The sequence below is a fragment of the Martinezella lusitana genome (assembly GCF_010668395.1).
In the GTDB taxonomy this organism is placed as follows: domain Bacteria; phylum Pseudomonadota; class Alphaproteobacteria; order Rhizobiales; family Rhizobiaceae; genus Rhizobium; species Rhizobium lusitanum_A.
In genome coordinates this window covers 144,296-163,085 of record NZ_WUEY01000009.1, presented here as the reverse complement: position 1 = coordinate 163,085, position 18,790 = coordinate 144,296, and the positions used below count along the sequence as shown (strand labels likewise).

Genomic DNA, 18,790 nt, shown 5'->3' with positions numbered 1-18,790 from the left:
CTTTCTCGTGAAACGCGACGCAACCGCCGCTATTGTTTATCCTGGGAGAGATCCGAGACTTTCAGCCGGTAGCCGACCGGCAGAAGCTGCAGATCGAAGCGCCGTTCGATTTCGCCCCATAGACCCCGCGGCACATAGAGAGAAAAGAGGACGGCCGTCGCACCAAGGCCGACCAGATACCAGACCCCTGCTCCGCCGAAGACGGTCTCGATGACGAAGAAGAGGATGGCGCCAAGGATCGCGCCTTCGAACTTGCCGATGCCGCCGACCAGCACCATGAAGATCATGTAGGCGGTCCACTGCACGCTGAAATAGGTCTTTGGCTGGAAGGTGACCGCCGTTGCCAGCCATAGGCCGCCGGCAACGGCAATGCCGAACGCCGCCAGCACGAAGAGCAGCCGTTTCGTTGCGGCGACCCGGACGCCGACGGAGGTTGCCGCGTCTTCGTTGTCGCGGATCGCCTGCATGGCAGCCCCTGCCCGACTGCGCAGCAGAGCAAAAAGCGCGCCGAGCAGGATGACCATGGCTGCCAGTGCCAGCCAATAGATCACCACGCGCCGCGTGCCGCCGTCATAGGCGTTCAACGAGATCAGCGAGGTTCCGGTTTCGCCCTGAATGAGCCGATCGAGATTGACGAGCAAATGGGCAAGCTCGGCGAGCACCCACATGCCGATGGCAAACTCGCCTCCCTTCAATCGTAGCATCAGCCAGGAGAACGGCAGCGATATCGCACCGGTGACAAATGCAGCGGCGATGAGCGAGACGAAGGGATCGAGCCCCGCATCCGCCAGCCGAATGGTGAAATAGGCGCCAAGTCCGAAGAAGATCTGCTGCCCGACGGAGACGAGGCCGCCGAAACCCGCCAGCGCATTCCACATGGCCGCCAGGATCACGTAGATGAAGAGAGCCGTCATGCGGTCAGTGACGCCGACGCTCGATATGGCAGGCAAGGCGGCGAGCAGCCCGATTGCCACGATCATCGCAGCCAGGGTCAACCGCGAGGATGCGGTCCAGCGCTCGACGGATATTCCGGGTGCGATCGTGCTCATGACGGGCTCCGAAGAAGCGTGCGGATTTTGCCAAGTCCGGGAAGGCCAAACTGGTGTAACCGAACGAAAAGAACGAGAAGGAAGGCGATATGGCCGCCGATCAGGAAGCCCTGCGGATGGACTTGAGCGCCGATCGATTGCGCCAGCCCGAGCACGATGCCGCCAAGCAGCGTTCCCCAGAGCGAGCCGGCGCCGCCGATGACCGCCGCCTCGAAGGCAAATAGCAGCTGCGGGCCGCCCGAATAGGGATTGAAAGTCGCCCGCATGGCAAGGAACGCGCCGGCGATGCCGACCGTGACCATGGTGATGGCAGTCGCAATGGCGTTGACGCGGCGCGCATCGATGCCGACGAGGCCGGCCGTATCAGGGTCCTCCGCCGTGGCACGGATGGAACGGCCCATTGCAAAGCGGCTGAGGAAGAACTGCAGGGCGCCGATGATGACGATCGCCGCCACCATCATAAGGACGGCCAGCTTGCCGACGAAAACGTGCCCTGGCAGTTGCCAGGAGGCATAGGATAGATTGCCGATGAAGGGAGCAAGCGAACGCGTATCCGCCCCGAATTGCTCGAACAGCAGGTTGTCGATGACGATCGACAGGCCAAAGGTCGTCAGAATCGGCAGCAGCGTCCCTCCCCGGGCGCTGCGCTCCAGAACGAAGCGCTGCAGAAGCCAGCCAAGTGCGGCCATGACCGGCAGGACGATCAGCAGGCCGGCAAAGGGTGGGATGCCGAGTTTCGATGCCAGCAACCAGAGGCCATAGGCGGCAACGACCGCAAGGCTGCCATGCGCGAGGTTGATGACGCGCATGACCGAGAACATGAAGGACAGGCCGCAGGCAATGACCGCATAATAGCCGCCGAGCAGGATGCCTTGAATGAGGGTATTGATCACGAGACGCTCCTTTCGGCTGTCGCCCGGTGCAGGCCGAAATAGGCCTGGGTCACCTCCGCGCGTGTCACCCCGCTTGCCGGCCTGTCGAGTACGATCCTTCCCTCGAGCATGCAGATGACGCGGCTCGCGACGGTCATGGCACGCGCCAGATCCTGTTCCACAAGCACGACGGTCGTGCCCGATGACAGGAGGCCCTGCAGTTGCTGGTAGACCCGGTCGACCACAAGCGGCGAGAGGCCGAGCGACACCTCATCGATGAGAAGAACGTCCGGATTGCTCATCAGCGCCCGGCCGATTGCGGTGGCCTGTTGCTCGCCGCCAGACAGATGGCCAGTCTTGGCGTGCCGGCGCGGCTTCAAATTCGGAAAGGCGTCGAAAATCCGCTCGATCGTCCATTCGCCCTTGCGGCCGGCGCTTTTGCCGAGCAACAGATTTTCCTCCACGGACATCTGCGAAAACAACCGCCGTCCCTCCGGCACCAGCGCAATGCCTCGGGCGATCCGCTTATGCGAGGGAACGGCCGTGACATCTTCGCCATCGAGCAGGATCTGACCGGATGCCGGCAAATGCGCGCCGGCGATCGAGCGCAGCAGCGTCGTCTTGCCGGCGCCATTGGCGCCAACAAGCGCAAGCACCTGCCCCTTGGCGAGATCGAAACTGACGCCGCGCACCGCCGGCAGCAGCCCGTGACGGACATCGAGATTGCGAACGGAAAGAATGCTCATGCCGGCGTTCCTCCAAGATAGGCACGCACAACTTCGCCATCGCTCATGACGGCCTTCGGATCACCATCGGCGATGATCCTGCCGGCATCCATGCAGACCAGCCGTTCGACGACCTGCAGCAGGACATGGACGATATGCTCGATCCAGACGATGCCGATGCCGCGTTGCCTGAGCTCGAGAATGATGCCGACGAGTTCACTTGCCTCACCGTCCGTCAATCCGCCGCCGATTTCGTCGAGAAGCAGCAGCCGGGGGCTGGTCGCAAGCGCACGCGCCAGTTCCAGACGCTTGCGATCGAGCAGGCCGAGCGTGTCGGCGCGGCGATTGGCAACACCCAGCATGCCGCAAAGCCGCAAGGAATCGACGACGCGCCCATAGACCTCATCGCAGCTTGATGCCTTACCCTGTGAGGCGGCGACAAGGACATTCTCGAATGTCGTCATTCCGCCGAAAGGTTTTGGAATCTGATGCGTCCTGACAAGTCCAGACCGGCAGCGATCTGCCGCCGCCAGGGCGGTTACGTTCCGTCCGTCGAAGGCGATCGTTCCGGCGTTCAACGGAAAGGCTCCCGCCAGAGCGCCCAGCAATGTCGTCTTGCCCGCTCCGTTCGGGCCGACGATGCCGACCGCCTCGCCGCCTCCCATGGAAAAGTCGATGTTTTCGAGAACCACAAGCGCCCCGAAGCGCTTGTGGATGCCTCTTGCCGACAGGAAATCCTGCCCTTGCCTCTGTCGTTCTTGCCGCTGCACGATAGCCTTACCCGTTGTAAGCGATGAGTTTGGTCCCCACAGGCACGTTCGGATCGGTGGCGTTTTCCGTCACGACATAGTCGAGCGCGAATTTCGAGCCGGAAGGTGCCTTGACCCATTGCGTACCGATGATCGGGCCGGGAGAGACATTGGCGACGGGGCCTGCGGTGAAATCCACCTTGCCGGCAATCGTCGTGGTCTTCAGCGTGCTCAGCGCCTTGGCGACAGCCTCCTTGCTCTTGACGTCGGACGCTGCCTTCAGCGCGTCGAAGCCGGCGTCGAGAAGCGAAAGGCTCGCGCCAAGCTGTTGCGTCCATTGCTTGCCGCTCGCCGCCTCATAGCCATCGGCAAGCTCGGGCCCGGATACGCCTGTCAGCGCCGACTTGTAGGGAAAGGCCTTGTGCCAATAGGCAGCGCTGGCGATATTCACACCGAGATCGCCAAGCGCCTCGATGTCGGAAGGGAAGAGCCCGGTCTTGGCGACCTGGCAGATCTTGATCTGCTGGATGAGGCCCTGCTGTGCGGCCTGTCGCCAGAAGGCCGCAAAGTCGGGCGGGATCGGGAAGCTGTTGAAGATCTCGACGCCTTCCTGCCGGAAGAGCGCAATCTGAGAGGAGAAATCCGTCGTCCCCGTCTCGTAAGCGCCTGGATCGACGATGGTGAAGCCGGCCTTGGCAAGCGCCGGCGCCAGATTGGCGCGGATCGCGTTGCCATCGGCATCGTTCGGATACATGACCCCGACCTTCTTGTTGGTCTCGATCAGGTTCCATTGCGAGATGTATGTCTTCAGGAATTCGCCGACGCCGAAACCGAAGTGATAGGTCCATTTGAACGGAGATGGCGCACCCGGTTTCGCGCCGCGGCCGAAATACCAGGCTTCCCACGGCATGACCGTCGACAGGCAGGGCACGCCTGCCGCCTCGCACGCGTCGGCAACCGGGTTGATCGTTTCCGGCGTCGACACCACCAGCATCAGATCAATGGCCTGATTGTTGATCAGATCCTTTGCCAATTGGCCGGCTCGCGACGGGTCGGACTGTGTGTCACGGTCGAGGATCTCGACCTTCCAGGTCTTGCCACCAGCCTGGAGTCCGCCCGCCAATGCCTTTCGCGCAAGATCGAGAACATAGCCGTCGGTCTCGCCGAAGCCGCCGAGCGGTCCTGTGCGCGGGCTGATGAAGCCGACCTTCAGCGTGTCGTCGGCAGCAAAGGCTGCACGCCCGCCCAAGGTCAATGCGGTCGTGCCGGCCGCAGCCACGGTCATGAAGTCACGCCGCGTCAATCCCGCGCTCAAAATCTGCTCTTTGAAACCAGTCATGCGATTTCCTCCCTCTTCCTCGGAGTCCTCTTACCCCGTGTCTCTCATGATCCATCGCGGCTCAGATCGGATAGTCGCGCCTGCCCGAGGCAAGCGTGACCCAGCGCAGCTCCGTGAACTCATCGATCGCCGCCTTGCCGCCGAACCGGCCGTAGCCGCTCGATTTGACACCGCCAAAAGGCATCTGCGGTTCGTCCGCAACGGTCGCTTCATTGATGTGACAGATGCCCGTCTCGATGCGCCGTGCCACCGAGAGCGCCTGATTGATGTCGCGGCTGAAAATGGCTGACGACAGGCCGTATTCGTTATCGTTGGCGACGGTCACCGCTTCGTCGATGCTGTCGACGCGAATGATCGCCGCGAGCGGCCCGAAGCTCTCCTCGCGGTAGATCCGCATGGCCGGCGTGACGTGATCGATGATCGTTGCGTCGATCAGCGTGCCGCGCGCCTGGCCGCCGCAAACGACGAGCGCGCCCTTCTGCGAGGCATCCTCGACCAGCATGCGAACGCGCCTTGCGGCTTCGGCCGTAATCATCGTTCCGAGCGGCGTGTTCCCGTCGCGTGGATTGCCGGCAATCAGCGTCTGGGCTTTCGCCTTGAATTTCTCGACGAATTCATCGGCGACCGCCCCCATGAGGATGATCCGCTCCGTCGACATGCAGATCTGGCCCTGGTTCATGAAGGCGCCGAAAGCGGCAGCCCGCACCGCCTCGTCAATATCCGCATCGGCGAGTACGATGAACGGTGCCTTGCCGCCGAGCTCGAGAAGGCAACGCTTGAGATGGCGCGCGGACGCTTCGGCGATCAGCCGCCCGACGCGGGTCGAGCCGGTAAAATTGATCCGGCGTACCGCCGGATGCGCAATCAGCGCCTCCACGATGGCGGCGGCATCCTTCGGCGCATTGGTGACGACGTTGACGACCCCGGGCGGAAATCCCGCCTCCCGCATGACATCGCCGATCAGGCAGTGGGTCTTGGGACAAAGCTCGGAGGCCTTGAGAATGACCGTATTGCCGCAGGCAAGCGGCATGGCGATGGAGCGCACGCCAAGGATGATCGGCGCATTCCACGGCGCGATCCCCAGGCAGACGCCGGCGGGCTGCCGAACGGCCATGGCGAGGCGTCCGGCCTCGCCGGACGGTATGATCTCGCCGGCAACCTGCGTCGTCATGGCACCTGCTTCCCGCAGGATATCTGCCGCAAGACCACAATTGATCCTGGCCCAGAGCGCGGTCGCCCCGGTTTCGCCAACCATCGTCTCGACGAATTCGGCCGTGCGGGCTGTCAGAATATCGGCCGCCTTGTTCAAAAGCGCCCGTCGCTCGCTGGGCCCAATGTCGGACCAGATGGGAAATGCCGCGGCGGCCGCGTTGGCGGCATATGCCGCATCGGCCAGGGAAGCCGCGGGCGCGACGGTTGCAACATCGCCGGTCGCGGGATCGATGCATTCGAATGTCGATGCATCCGACGCATCAAGTGCTTCGTCATTGATCAGCAGTTTCGCGACGAACATGGCGATTATCCGCTCTCCGGCAGGTCAAGCCTGCAACGATCTGAATGGGGAAAGGCGCGCACGGATCGACGCGGCCGGGATGCAGCCTCGCCAAGCATATGTTCCGTGTGAAAACCTCCTCCCAAAGGCCCATGAGAGGAGATTACGCGGTTGGAGCGGGCTTTGAATGTGATTTTCTGGGTTAATATTGTAAATATCTGGCAATCATGTCACGCTCCGGTCACGTCATGCAAAGGAGGGTGGATTGGTTTCGGATAGCGGCATCCATCTTCACGCTCGTGGGGAATGGCGCGAGCCGTCGCTGACGCATCGCACCATTCGTTTTCAGAAAGGTCTCTACGCCCAGTTTCATCACCTCTTCCTGTTGAAGGCGGGTAAAGCGACATTCGTTCTGGATACAGAGGAAGAGAGAAGCCTACAGGGACCGACCCTCGCCTACCTCCCGCCGCAATCGCGATGCGCGCTGCATATGGCGGCAGGGGCTGCCGGCTTCCTTGTCGGCGCCTCGCCGCAGATCATGGTCGATGCCATCGGCGACCGGGCGGAATCCTACGCGCTCAGGATATTCGGCGAGCAGGCCTGGTTCATGGCCGAACCGAATATCGATGCCGTTAACGAGATACAGCCGCTCACAGCCGGCTTCGTTCGCGAACTGGACGATCCATCGCGGGCCTCCTGGATGGCGATTACAGCCTATATGCGACTGATCCTGATGGCGCTTTGGCGCGCCGGCGGCGCAGAGACCTCAGAGCAGCGCGGACGCGGCGGCAATGCATCGATCCTGCAGAGATATCGCCAGCTTGTGGAAGCCTGGTTCCGGCAGCATCGGCCGATGACGGACTATGCGCGCGAGCTCGGCGTAACCACCGACCGGCTGCATGCCATCTGCCGGAACGCGCTTGGCCGCTCGCCAGTGCAATTGCTGCACGAACGGGTGGTGCAGGAGGCAAAATTGCGATTGGAGCGCTCGGCCCGTACGGTGCAGGAAATTTCGGACGGGCTCGGCTTTCGCGACCCCACCTATTTCAGCCACTTCTTCAAGAGGAAAACCGGCTTTTCGCCGGCCGCCTATCGCAACGTCGCCCGCAAGAGCGAGGTTGCCGAAAGCACCTTGTCATCAGGCTATGCCGACTGGCCCTGACGTCAAGCATCGGAGCTGGTCAGACGATCAGCCCTTTCATCGGCATGACATGATCGGATCCGGGGAAGACATCGCGCGCCAAGACCACGGAAGATGCGCCGAGCAGATCGACCGCGATGCCCTTGACGACGGCGCGCAGGTCTGTGGTGGCGGCAAGATCACGGCCGTCGCGCAATTGCGCCGGTTTCAGACCGGGCCAATCGGCAATCACCCGGCCGCCCCTGATCGCGCCACCGGCAAGAAAGGCAGTCGTTCCTGTGCCGTGGTCCGTGCCTTGCGTACCGTTGACCTGAGCCGTGCGGCCGAATTCGGTCGCAACGAGGATCGCGGTATCCTTCCAGGCGGAACCGAGCTCCTGCTGGAACGCAGCGAACGAATTGTCGAGACCCACAAGCAGTTTGTTGAGCCGATCCACCTCGCCGGCATGGGTGTCCCATCCCTCGAAGGCAAGTGCCGCGACACGGGGACCATCGTCCTGCGCCAGCAGACGGGCCGCACCTCTGGCCATCTGCTCCATGCCGGTCGGATCGCCCGGGCCGCCCCGCGCCTTGACGTCGAGACCGGCGGCGATCTTGCCGGTCGAAATACCCTCGGCAAGAATTTTCGCAAACAGCGGGTCGGTGTGATTGTAGAGATCCATGAGGCGCGGTGGCAGATCGTCGCTGACCGGCTGCAGGTTGGATGGCGACCAGCCCAGAACCGGCGCCTTGCCGCGAATGACGAGCGGTGCATTTGCGCCAACGGACAAGCCGCGAATCTGCGATGCGGCGGGCGAAACCTTGTCGCCCTTGGGCAGCCCCTCCAGCATTCGGTTCAGCCAGCCGGACTCGACACGGCCTGGCGTCTCATAGCCGGATTCCAGCACGTCCTGACCGTCGAAATGCGACCGGTCGCGATAAGGCGTTGCGCTGGCATGCACGACTGCCGCCTGACCTGCGCGATAAAGCCGGTTAAAGTTCGGCATCGACGGATGGAGCGCAAAGAAGCTGTCGAGCGTCAGCGCGGCGTTAGGGCCGCTTGTGGTCATGGCGATCGACTGCCGCAGCATCTGATAATCGGGGTCGCCAACGGGGGGCACCGCCGTCAAACCATCGAGCGCGCCGCGCAGGATGATGGTGATGAAGCGCGGATCGCGTCCACCGGCGGCATGGGCAAAGCGCGGGATGAAGGCCCAGGCAAACAGGGCGCCTGAAGCGCCCAGCACGGCACGACGGGTGGGTGTCATGAGTTCACAGGTCATGGTCAGCGCCTTTGGAATTCGGGGGAAAGATAAGCGATCACCAGCCCTTGTTTGCGGGTCTCGGCACGCGATACGGCCTGGAGCGTTTCACTTGAAAGAAGCGGCCCCAGGCAATCGGAGACGAAACGACGCGGATCGACCTGGGGCGGCACCGCATTCGCGATCATGTTGGCGACATCCATGCGCATGCTGAGACCCTCGCTGGAGGCCCAGGCATCGGCGGTATCGGCAAAGCCGTTGGGTCCGGCAGGCGCCCAGAACGGCTGGCCCATCGCCGTCAGGGTGCCGAGGATGACATTCGGTTTCGGCGTCTCGCCACTTGCCCGTAGAAGTGCGGCCATGAATTCCAGGGGCGAGCGAACCTTTGAGAGCGTCGGGTTCCACGCATCCTCGGAGCTGACCAGGGCGCGATAGACAGCCGATAAATCGCCGTCCGTCTTGCTGAAGGTCGCAGCAACAGTCTGGACAAGCGCAGGCGGCGGGATGTCAGCGACGAAATGCCGGACGAGCTTGGTGGCGATATGTTGCGCGGTGGCAGGGTGGCGGGCAAGATCCCGCAACGCTTCCCGCCCCTGTTCGACGCCCTTGTCCGCATAGGTCAGGCCGAGCAGCGTCTTGTCACCGGGTTCATGAGCGCCCGCGTTGAAAACAAAGGTGCCGGACGCACCGAGCTTGCCGTCGGCGCGTGCTACGGTCCAGCCGGTGATGATCCCGGCAAGCGTCGTCACGTCGGCCTGCGTGTAGCCACCATTGACGCCGAGCGTATGCAGTTCCAGCGTCTCGCGGGCGAGGTTCTCGTTGAGACCGCGCTTCTTATTGGCATTGGCTTTCGAATTGGGACCGATCGACTGCTGATTGTCGAGATAGCCGAGCATCGCCGGATGCGTCTCGACGGCGAGCAGCATGTCGGCGAAACGACCGAAGATATGCGGCCGGATGGCTTCGCGCTCGAAGGCGCCGGCAGCGATATGAACCTCCTCGCTCTTCGACACGGCAACCGCAAAATGATTTGCCCAGAACATGGCGAGCCGCTCGCCAAAGCCGATCAATGGCTGCCGGATGGTGCCGTTGAAGCGGGCCTCCACCTCGGCCACCAGGATCTCCTGAGGAAGATAGGGTATCGAAGGCTTCTCCACCCTCTCAACCGCCTTGCCGACCGCGACAACCATCGCCTCATTGCTCGGCGGAGCTGTCATGGTGTCCGATGGCTGGGCCGATGGCTGTCGCGGTCCCTGTGCCGGCATGTCCCGCGGCATGGCGTTGACGGCGGTTGCGGCCTGTTGTTGCCTCGCCTCTTTGCGCTGTTGCTGGAATGCGTACAGAGAAACCAGAAGATCGGCCGTGGACTGAAGCTGCGGCCCGACCGGAACCGGAACGAAGCGCTCCGTGATCTCCTCCATCAATGCGCCGCGCGGATCCGAGGCGATTGGTGCGATGCCGTTATGGTCTGCGCCTAGCCCAAATCGAGAAAGCGCGAGCGCGGCATTAACATCATTCGATTGCTGAGCCATGTTCCTGCCAAATCCTGCATCAAACATACTCCTTCAACGTAAGCGCCCTTCCGATCCGTCGCTCGGCAAGTATGATCATTTTGTGGCAGCGGTCCTCGGTACGATGCGCCGCACCAGGCTTGCGGCAAGCGCACGGCGCTCGTCGTAAGAGAGCGTTGCGGCAAAATCGACGGCGCGCTGTTCAAGCTTTGTGCGCAACGCAAAATCAGCGTTCCGGGCTCGCGCCAGCGCCGCGGCGAGTTCCTCCGCGTTGAGAGTCGGCTGACCCAGGATGGAGGCGGCATCGACCTTGGCCTGCTGCGCCTCGAGGATGGTCTCGTGTTCGTTCTTGCGCGCCTCGCTCAATGCCGCACGCAGGGCCCTCCGCTGCGACGACGGCAATTGCTCGCCGGCGAGCGGCATCATGCCGGCACGCATTTGCGTCTTGCGGATCCACGTCAATCCACCGCCGGCCAGCGCGCCGATCAGAAACGTGTTGAGCACGAGCAGTGATATGACCACTATGCGAAAGCTGCGATCCGTCATTGGCTATCCTGCACTATGGCCGCGTCCGGCCCGATATCGCCGAACATGGTTGCTGTTCCCTCGGAGGCGACCGAGGTATCGGATGTCAGGCCGGGCGTCAGCACGGCAATAGCGATGCTGCCGGCAAGCGCACCGGCGATGCCGACACCGACAAGGCCGATGCCGGCGGAGCCAAAGCGGAACCAGTTTCGGATCGTCAGGCGGCGCGCGAGCTTTGCCAGAACTTTCTCTTCCAGACCGGCGTCACTGTGTTTGACGACATAGGTGTCGAGCAGCGCATCCAGGCCGGCTGCGCGCGCAAGCGCTTGGGACGCGCCCGGGCTCTTTGCAAAATTCCGCGCGGCCGCACGCTCTGCCTGCGGCCAACGACCGATATCGCCTCCATAGGCAGCAACCAGCGTCTCGAATCTCTCGGCATTCATAGGACCCGCGATATTCTCAACCATCGCCCTCTTCCCTCAACAAAAGCAGTTGCAACGCGCGTCTTCCCCGCGCAAGCAAGCTCTCCAATGCATCGATGCTGACATCCATGATCTCGGCCGCCTCGGCATTCGACAGTGTCTGATAATAAACCAGAACGATTGCTTCCCGCTGCCGGGGTGCGATCATCTGCATGGCTCGCTCCACACGCCGGAACGGATCGTCTTCACTCAGCAGGCCCGCATCCGGCGCCGGCCCTTCATATTCGATCTCGGGCGGATGCTCGGCCAAAACGTCCTTGCGCCGCCTCAGGCGGTCGTAGCAAAGATTGATCGCAACCCGGTGCACCCAGGTGCTGAAGCGGGCATTGCCCTGCCGCCAGCCGCCGGCCTGCCGCCACACCCGTAAAAGCGTCTCCTGCGCCACATCCTCGGCCTCGGTCGCATCGCCAAGCATGCGGGTCGCGACCGCCACGATACGCGGCAGCTGACGCGCCACCATGGTACGCATCGCCGGAGCGTCGCCGGCGGCGATACGTCCGAGCAGATCCTCATCCGGGTCGCCACTCTTGGGGGCGCGATCCCATTTCATCGGCAGTCGCCACCGTTGCGGTTTCGTACGATACGGGCTTCCCGCATCTGGCCCAGGCTTTCGGTTGGCAACCATCGGTCAACCGTCGACTCGAGCAAGAGGCGCCCATCGGATCGCAGCATCTCGGTCAGCGTATCATCCTTCGACATCAAACACAGGCTCACAGTCGTTGAACGATACACTCGTCAAGTTCCGTCGCTCTGAACTCAAGGATTTTCAGATTTTCTTTTCGGGCTTGACGCCCGCCCCAACGAGTGAACGAAAGGAGCCGGCTCACCCGGACGCAGAGGCCCCAAGCGCTCTTGCCCGGATTGCCGGCACTTCGCATGGTCAAATGCGAAAGCTCATATTCGGTCAGAGCGTCAACAGATCGCTGGTCGTCTGATCCTGGTCATTTGCGGTATAGAAGCTGGCGAAATCGGGCAACTGCGATTGCTGTGCCTGCTGCCCCTTCATGGCCGACTCGAACTGGCTTTGCGTCAACGAGCCGGAGCCGGACGTATCGAGACTGTTGAACAGCGCCGTTGCCTGGTCCTCGCTCACGTCGGCCGGACGGGCGGCAACGAACTCGGCTTGGCTGACATTGCCGTCACCATCCGTATCCATCGAGGAAAACGCACTGGAAAGCTCGTCATCCGTCAGCTGTCCGGACGACTGGTGATGGCCATGGTGACCCGCGTGCATGGCTTTGCCGAGCTGCGCTTCGGTGAGCGAGCCGGTATTGCCCTTGTCGAAGCTCTGGAACAGTTGCTGCGCCTGGGTTTCGCTGACGTCGGCCGGCCGTGCGGCCACAAACTCCGCCTCGCTGATACTGCCGTCGCCATTGGTGTCCATGGCGCTGATAAGGTCGCTCTGCTTGCTGCTTTGAGTACCGCTCGCGGACGCATGCTGGGTGCTCGATGTGGCGGAGCTGCCGTCATCGTCCGAATTCAAGGTCGAGCCGTCGGTGCCGCTGTTGGCCTGCAGATTGAGGATGATGTTCATCAGTTGCGCGATCAGCTGTTGCGCCGACGCGATCTGCGAGGAGTCGTCCGAAGAGTCCGAAGAGTCCGAAGAAGATGACGAGCTCGCGCCGGAAGAATTGCCGGAGGAGCTATCGGACAACAACGATGAGATGGAATCATCGTCGGTCGAGGCTGTCGAACGCGACGTCGGATACTGATAATAATTGTTCGATGAAATCGAGGAGATGCTCGTCATTGGGGCCTCCAGATACGAGCGTTGAGAGAAACTCGAATGGCTTACGCGTATGCGACTTTGAACACGACTGTCACTGAGCCCCACCGGAGAAGGTGAAGACCCGGCCTGGATCATCGATATGAGCGGATGGCGGTGCGAACGCTGGAGATCAAGCGCGTTTTGCGCCCCAACTTGATCAATGCGTCGTTTCCAGTGCCGGCGAACTCGGGATCGCCCCGCCAATGCATCTCGCCATCATGGCTGCATCGGCATCTGCACATTTTCGATTTTCACTTCCCAACGGAGCGAAACTGCACACCGAAACTTGCGCGTGGCTTATAGGCGCTTGACGAACACATCCTATTGCGATTTCCTTCCCCGATTTTTAGGGAGTATATAAATATCACCACTGTGCTGAACGTCGATGGGGCAAGGGATCCCGACGACGAGCGGCACTGATGGAACAAGAACAAAAATGAGGGGCACAGCTTGAAGATTGGTTTCTGTGGAGACGTGAATGAGGCGCACTAAGGAGGAGGCGGCGGAAACGAGGAGCGAGATCTTGCACTCTGCAAAGGCTCTGTTTCTCGACAAGGGCTATGAAAATGTCAGCCTGGAGGAGATAGCTGCCGCCGCCGGGGTTACACGGGGCGCGGTGCATTGGCATTTCAAGAACAAGCAGGGATTGATGTTCGCAATCCGCGATGAGGCGCAGCAGCCGTTTCAGGAACTGGCGGAGCGGATGTCCAGGGAATTGCCGCCCAATCCGCTCGATCTTATCGCAGAGACGATAGCGGCGATATTCGACGATGTTCAGGGCGATCCACGCAAGCGCAGCATGCTGAAAGTGATGATGCACCTCGACATGGCGTTTTGCGATGGCACCACGAGCCGCGCCAGCTCCTTCCGACACGACATGCACGAACACTTCGAACGCATCTTCACCCTGATGGACGAGAAAACGAAATTGCCGGCGCCCTGGACGCCGGATACGGCCGCTTCCTCGCTGACCGCCGTCATCGGCGGCCTGATCAGCGAATGGACACTCGACAGGGGCAATTTCCAGCTTGTTCCCTGTGGTCAGATGTTCATCAAAATGGTCTTGAAGACATGGTTCCCGTTGGCACAGACCCAGGAAATGGCGGTCTCCCCGGCCTGATGTCCGGCCACTTTCTCCATGTGACTCGACGCGATTTCGAACGGAAGGCGCCAGGCGCCTTTCCCGGATTGCTCCGGAAATAAAAAAAGGATCCGGAGGGAAAGCCGGATCCTTTACTTTGATCGGAGGTCAACCGATCGATGAAAGAAGCCCAACGGATTGGAACGTCAGGCTTCTCTTACCCGGCAAGGATGCCGGGTAATTCTGTGATTAGAAGCTACGCTCGAAGCGCAGGATACCAGCCCACTGATCCTGGTTTACAGAATCGAAGTTGGTGTAGGAGACTTCCGGCTCGATGAGCAGGTTCTTGACCGGGTTCCACTTGACGTTCGTGGTAGCGGCAAAAATCTTCGAGTCGGTGTAGGCGAGCTGCAGGTTCCACTTCAGCTTTTCGTTGATCGGAACGCCAACGCCGCCCCAGACAGCCCAGTCGCCCCAGCCGCACAGCGCCGGACGATCAGCCGGGCAAGCGGAACGATCGAGGTTGGTGCCTGCGTACTTGTTGAGCTTGTCGCCGTCGGTGTTCCAGCCGCCCATCAAGAAGGCCGAGAATGCGCCGAAGTCAGCGTCTACACGAGCCTTGATGGCGCCTTCTTCGACGATCGAGTCATAACCGCCGACGACCTTGAAGCCCCATGCGCCAGACTTGAAGCCGGCACCGGCAACAACGTCGGGAGCGTAATGGTTGGACTTGTCGTCCGACCACCAGCCAGCGCCATAGGAAGCGCCCGAGCCGCTGGAGTTGGAATCTTCGAGCGAGATCACAGCCGTGAAGCCGTTGCCTGCGTCGTAGTTGTAGGTCAACTGGTTGAGTTCGTACGGGCCGTCATAGATCACGTCGTCGTTGATGACGTCGCCAGCGTAACCGACATACAGGTTGTACTGCGAGTCGAGCTTACCAACCGTGAAGCCGCCGAGGCTGATGTTTGCGAACAGCAGCTTCGTAGAGGTGGAGCCGCCGTCGTTCCAGTCCCAACGCAGAACCATGTTGGTCTTCAGCGGACCGTATTCGGTGTCGGTCGCGGTGTCGACGTTCAGCTCGGCACGAGTGTGCCACAGCGTGCCGACCTTGCTGTTCGGATTGTAGGCATCGTACCATTCACCTTCAGAACGGACGCGGCCGCCGATCTTGAGGCAGGTTTCCGTGCCCGGAATGAAGAAGTAGCCAGCACCGTATGCGTCGCAAATGCGGACGTATTCCAGCGGCTCGGGCTCAGCAGCAACGATCGCGTCAGCTGCGTGGGCACCGGATACTGCTGCCAGCGCAGCAGCGGAGCCGAGAAGAAGGCTCTTGATGTTCATTATAAACTCCTGGTTGTAATATGCATTTCTAATTTACCGCGAGTACAAAGCTGGAAATGCTACCCCGAAGATCGGTTCGGTCTGAAACGCGACCGGGCAGCCCGGCAAATACGCACCTGATGTTGGCTTGAGTCCCCTCGAACCTCCATGATTGACCCCGCGGCAAAGGTTTTGAAATGCCCCTACCGATCCGGCCGACTGCTCGACCGTAAGACAAATTATGTCCTGCTTTTGACTTACAAACAGGCCGTATGTTTGTCAATTATATGAAACGGGCTTTGGCGTTAGACTTGGGCGCTGTTGCCTAAATGCAACTGACGACTCGGGCTGCAACCCGGATACGCTCGATGCCGGCAATGGCCGGGAATATGTCATCAGATCCATGGCCGCCAATGCTTCAACAGGCGTTCGCCCGGCCAGTCAGCGGCCAAATATCGTCTGGCCGCCGCAGCAAAGTTGGGAAACAAAACTCAATAAATCGATACACACAGAAATATCGAATCTCCCTAGATTTCGGCGAATCGCGCCATCGAAGGGGACACATTGCGAATGAACGAGAACCGCCTGATCTTCATAGCGACTCCCTGCTTCGGCGGCCTCGTGACCAAGGATTACATGCAATCGATCTTTTCCCTGATGCAGGCAGGTGCGCAGGCCGGCATACAGCTGACGCTTGCTCTCCTCGGCAATGACGCCTTGATTACCCGCAGCCGCAACACGCTCGTATCGTCCTTTCTGAATGACACCGCAGCCACCCATATGCTGTTTATCGACGCCGACATCAGCTTCGAACCGGATCAGGTGATGCGATTGCTGGAAGCCGACAAGGATGTCGTCGCGGCGATGTATCCCATCAAGGATTACGATTGGAACACGGCCGCCCGCACCAATTCTCAGGATGGCTCCTCGCTTGCTTCCGCCGCGCTTCATTACGTCGGCACGCCTCTGGTTGGCCAAAGCGCCGAACGGGACGGCGATTTTGTCAGTGCCGTCTATGCCGGAACTGGCATGCTTCTCATCAAGCGTACGGTCATCGAGGCGATGACCGAGGCCTATTCGGGGCTGCGCTACAATGCCATTCATGCCTATCCGAGCACGAAGCCATCGCCAGGCACGCAATACGCGCTGTTTGAATGCATGATCGAGGAGGAGACGGGCCTCTATCTCAGCGAAGATTTCGCCTTCTGCCGTCGCTGGCGTGCACTGGGCGGCAAGATCTGGCTCGATACCGCCAGCAAGCTATCCCACACCGGCCCTCACCGCTTCGTCGGCAATACCGCGCCGCGCTACTGACGCGGCGTCAAGCCGCAGCTTTATCAATCTCGCATAGGTTGTCACTTGCATACATGGAAGTCGCGAATCTCCGGGGAATTGCGCTGCTTGCTGCGGGGTTGACAGGAGCGGACGGGAGAGCATAGCCTTCCGTCATTCACCAGGGGGGTCCCGGCAAGGGGCTGAGATACTGCTGGACAATAAGGCTTTGCCTGTTGTGGCGCAGTGACCCGTTGAACCTGATCCAGTTCATACTGGCGTAGGGACGGTGCGAGCGCTCGAAGGCTTCGGATTCCCGTGTGGATTCCATGCCGGCGTCTTTTCATCATTCCGGCTGATTGACTGGGTCTCCAACCGCAACTTGGAGCCTCAAACCATGACCATTGCCGCAAAGAACCTCACCCCGACTGTCACCACCGGCCCGATGCCGGCATCACGGAAGATCTACGTCCCCGGGGACATCCATGCCGATATCCGCGTACCGATGCGCGAGATCAGCGTTCACCCCACATCGGGCGAGCCGCCCGTCATCGTCTATGATTCCTCCGGCCCTTACACCGTCGAAAGCGCGGATATCAGCATCGAGCAGGGCTTGCCGCAGCTGCGCCGAGACTGGGTGCTCGCTCGCGGCGACGTCGAAGCCTATCAAGGCCGCCATGTGCGTCCCGAGGACAATGGCTTCGTCACCGGCGAGCGGCTCACACCGGACTTTCCGGCTAAGCGTCAGCCGCTGAGGGCCATAGACGGCAAGGCAGTGACCCAGCTCGCCTATGCCCGCGCCGGCATCATCACCCCGGAAATGGAATTCATCGCCATCCGTGAGAACCTCGGCCGCAAGGCGAAGGCCGAGACCATGATCCGCGACGGCGAGAGCTTTGGCGCTCATATTCCCGACCATGTCACCCCGGAATTCGTGCGTCAGGAGGTCGCGGCCGGCCGCGCGATCATCCCGGCCAACATCAATCATCCGGAAAGCGAGCCGATGATCATCGGCCGTAACTTCCTGGTGAAGATCAACGCCAATATCGGCAATTCCGCCGTCACTTCCTCCATGGCCGAGGAGGTCGAGAAGATGGTCTGGGCAGCACGCTGGGGCGCAGATACCGTCATGGATCTATCGACCGGCCGCAACATTCATAACATCCGCGAGTGGATCATCCGCAATTCGCCACTGCCGATCGGCACCGTGCCGCTTTATCAGGCGCTGGAGAAGGTTAGCGGCATCGCCGAGGATCTCACCTGGGAAGTCTACCGCGACACGCTGATCGAGCAGGCCGAACAGGGCGTCGATTATTTCACCATCCATGCCGGCGTCCGGCTGCACTACATCCCGCTGACGGTCAATCGCGTCACCGGCATCGTCTCGCGCGGCGGCTCGATCATGGCCAAGTGGTGTCTCCATCATCATCGCGAGAGCTTCCTCTACGAGCATTTCGAGGAAATCTGCGATATCTGCCGCGCCTATGACGTTTCCTTCTCGCTCGGCGACGGTCTACGCCCCGGGTCGATCGCCGATGCGAACGACGCCGCGCAATTTGCCGAACTCGAGACACTGGGCGAACTGACGAAGATCGCCTGGGCGAAAGACTGCCAGGTCATGATCGAAGGACCCGGCCATGTGCCGATGCACAAGATCAAGGAGAACATGGACAAGCAGCTCGCCGTCTGCGGCGAGGCGCCCTTCTACACGCTCGGGCCGCTGACCACCGATATCGCACCGGGCTACGATCACATCACATCCGGCATAGGCGCTGCGATGATCGGCTGGTTCGGTACGGCCATGCTCTGCTACGTTACCCCGAAAGAGCATCTCGGCCTGCCAGATCGCAACGACGTCAAGACGGGCGTCATCACCTACAAGATCGCCGCCCACGCGGCCGATCTCGCCAAGGGTCACCCCGCCGCTCAAGTCCGCGACGACGCATTGTCGCGCGCGCGCTTCGAATTCCGCTGGGAGGACCAGTTCAACCTGTCGCTCGACCCCGATACCGCCCGCAGCTTCCATGACGAAACCCTGCCGAAGGAAGCCCACAAGGTCGCGCATTTCTGCTCGATGTGCGGCCCGAAGTTCTGCTCCATGCGGATTTCGCATGACATCCGCGCCGAGGCACAAAAGGAGGGACTGGAAGCGATGGCGGCAAAATATCGCGAGGGCGGCGACCTCTACATGCCGATCGACGTCACCGCAGAGCCGGCCGAGTGA

At 61.2% G+C, this 18,790-nt stretch carries 17 protein-coding genes and 1 riboswitch; of the genes, 4 read left to right on the top strand and 13 right to left on the bottom strand.

Going from position 1 to position 18,790, the window contains the following annotated elements:
• Positions 1-29 precede the first annotated feature (29 nt).
• From GR212_RS20405 to GR212_RS20380, 6 genes are all read right to left on the bottom strand, one after another.
• Entirely contained in the window at positions 30-1,049 is a 1,020-nt protein-coding gene (locus GR212_RS20405) for a branched-chain amino acid ABC transporter permease (protein ID WP_163988775.1), read from the bottom strand.
• The gene (locus GR212_RS20400) at positions 1,046-1,942 is read right to left on the bottom strand and encodes an ABC transporter permease subunit (protein ID WP_163988773.1); all 897 of its coding nucleotides are present in this window, start codon (positions 1,940-1,942) and stop codon (positions 1,046-1,048) included. The genes GR212_RS20405 and GR212_RS20400 overlap by 4 nt, the downstream gene beginning before the upstream one ends.
• The gene (locus GR212_RS20395) at positions 1,939-2,667 is read right to left on the bottom strand and encodes an ABC transporter ATP-binding protein (RefSeq protein ID WP_163988771.1); all 729 of its coding nucleotides are present in this window, start codon (positions 2,665-2,667) and stop codon (positions 1,939-1,941) included. Before GR212_RS20395 ends, GR212_RS20400 begins: the two co-directional genes overlap by 4 nt.
• The gene (locus GR212_RS20390; RefSeq protein WP_432444385.1) at positions 2,664-3,416 is read right to left on the bottom strand and encodes an ABC transporter ATP-binding protein; all 753 of its coding nucleotides are present in this window, start codon (positions 3,414-3,416) and stop codon (positions 2,664-2,666) included. Before GR212_RS20390 ends, GR212_RS20395 begins: the two co-directional genes overlap by 4 nt.
• A gap of 7 nt (positions 3,417-3,423) precedes the next feature.
• The gene (locus GR212_RS20385) at positions 3,424-4,734 is read right to left on the bottom strand and encodes an ABC transporter substrate-binding protein (protein ID WP_163988769.1); all 1,311 of its coding nucleotides are present in this window, start codon (positions 4,732-4,734) and stop codon (positions 3,424-3,426) included.
• A gap of 61 nt (positions 4,735-4,795) precedes the next feature.
• Positions 4,796-6,247, bottom strand: coding sequence for an aldehyde dehydrogenase (locus GR212_RS20380; RefSeq protein WP_163988767.1), 1,452 nt, complete (start codon positions 6,245-6,247; stop codon positions 4,796-4,798).
• A gap of 244 nt (positions 6,248-6,491) precedes the next feature.
• Between GR212_RS20380 and GR212_RS20375 the strand changes: the two genes are divergently transcribed.
• Positions 6,492-7,388, top strand: a complete 897-nt coding sequence (locus GR212_RS20375; protein ID WP_163988765.1) for an AraC family transcriptional regulator — start codon at positions 6,492-6,494, stop codon at positions 7,386-7,388.
• A 19-nt stretch (positions 7,389-7,407) separates the two neighbouring features.
• Here GR212_RS20375 and GR212_RS20370 read toward each other — a convergent pair whose 3' ends face one another.
• The 6 genes from GR212_RS20370 to GR212_RS20345 form a co-directional block, all read right to left on the bottom strand.
• The gene (locus tag GR212_RS20370; protein ID WP_163988763.1) at positions 7,408-8,628 is read right to left on the bottom strand and encodes a DUF1501 domain-containing protein; all 1,221 of its coding nucleotides are present in this window, start codon (positions 8,626-8,628) and stop codon (positions 7,408-7,410) included.
• 2 nt (positions 8,629-8,630) lie between these two features.
• Positions 8,631-10,139: a DUF1800 domain-containing protein gene (locus tag GR212_RS20365; RefSeq protein WP_163988761.1), complete on the bottom strand. Its 1,509-nt coding sequence runs from the start codon at positions 10,137-10,139 to the stop codon at positions 8,631-8,633.
• Between the two features lie 75 nt (positions 10,140-10,214).
• Complete coding sequence (locus tag GR212_RS20360) at positions 10,215-10,664, bottom strand: periplasmic heavy metal sensor (protein ID WP_163988759.1); 450 nt, start codon at positions 10,662-10,664, stop codon at positions 10,215-10,217.
• Positions 10,661-11,110, bottom strand: a complete 450-nt coding sequence (locus GR212_RS20355; protein WP_163988757.1) for a hypothetical protein — start codon at positions 11,108-11,110, stop codon at positions 10,661-10,663. Before GR212_RS20355 ends, GR212_RS20360 begins: the two co-directional genes overlap by 4 nt.
• Positions 11,103-11,675, bottom strand: a complete 573-nt coding sequence (locus GR212_RS20350; protein WP_163988755.1) for an RNA polymerase sigma factor — start codon at positions 11,673-11,675, stop codon at positions 11,103-11,105. Before GR212_RS20350 ends, GR212_RS20355 begins: the two co-directional genes overlap by 8 nt.
• Positions 11,676-12,029: 354 nt before the next feature.
• Positions 12,030-12,875: an EF-hand domain-containing protein gene (locus tag GR212_RS20345; protein ID WP_163988753.1), complete on the bottom strand. Its 846-nt coding sequence runs from the start codon at positions 12,873-12,875 to the stop codon at positions 12,030-12,032.
• Positions 12,876-13,371: 496 nt separating this feature from the next.
• On the opposite strand from GR212_RS20345, the gene GR212_RS20340 reads away from it, so the two are divergent.
• Positions 13,372-14,013, top strand: coding sequence for a TetR family transcriptional regulator (locus tag GR212_RS20340; RefSeq protein WP_163988751.1), 642 nt, complete (start codon positions 13,372-13,374; stop codon positions 14,011-14,013).
• A gap of 210 nt (positions 14,014-14,223) precedes the next feature.
• Here the strand turns inward: GR212_RS20340 and GR212_RS20335 are convergent, their stop codons facing one another.
• Positions 14,224-15,315, bottom strand: coding sequence for a porin (locus GR212_RS20335; RefSeq protein ID WP_163988749.1), 1,092 nt, complete (start codon positions 15,313-15,315; stop codon positions 14,224-14,226).
• A gap of 549 nt (positions 15,316-15,864) precedes the next feature.
• Here GR212_RS20335 and GR212_RS20330 point away from each other — a divergent pair.
• Both GR212_RS20330 and thiC read left to right on the top strand, forming a co-directional pair.
• Positions 15,865-16,608 (top strand): hypothetical protein, encoded by a 744-nt coding sequence (locus tag GR212_RS20330; protein ID WP_163988747.1) that lies wholly within the window; start codon positions 15,865-15,867, stop codon positions 16,606-16,608.
• Between the two features lie 131 nt (positions 16,609-16,739).
• A riboswitch (TPP riboswitch) is annotated at positions 16,740-16,871 on the top strand.
• A 92-nt stretch (positions 16,872-16,963) separates the two neighbouring features.
• Positions 16,964-18,790 (top strand): phosphomethylpyrimidine synthase ThiC, encoded by a 1,827-nt coding sequence (gene thiC / locus GR212_RS20325; protein WP_163988745.1) that lies wholly within the window; start codon positions 16,964-16,966, stop codon positions 18,788-18,790.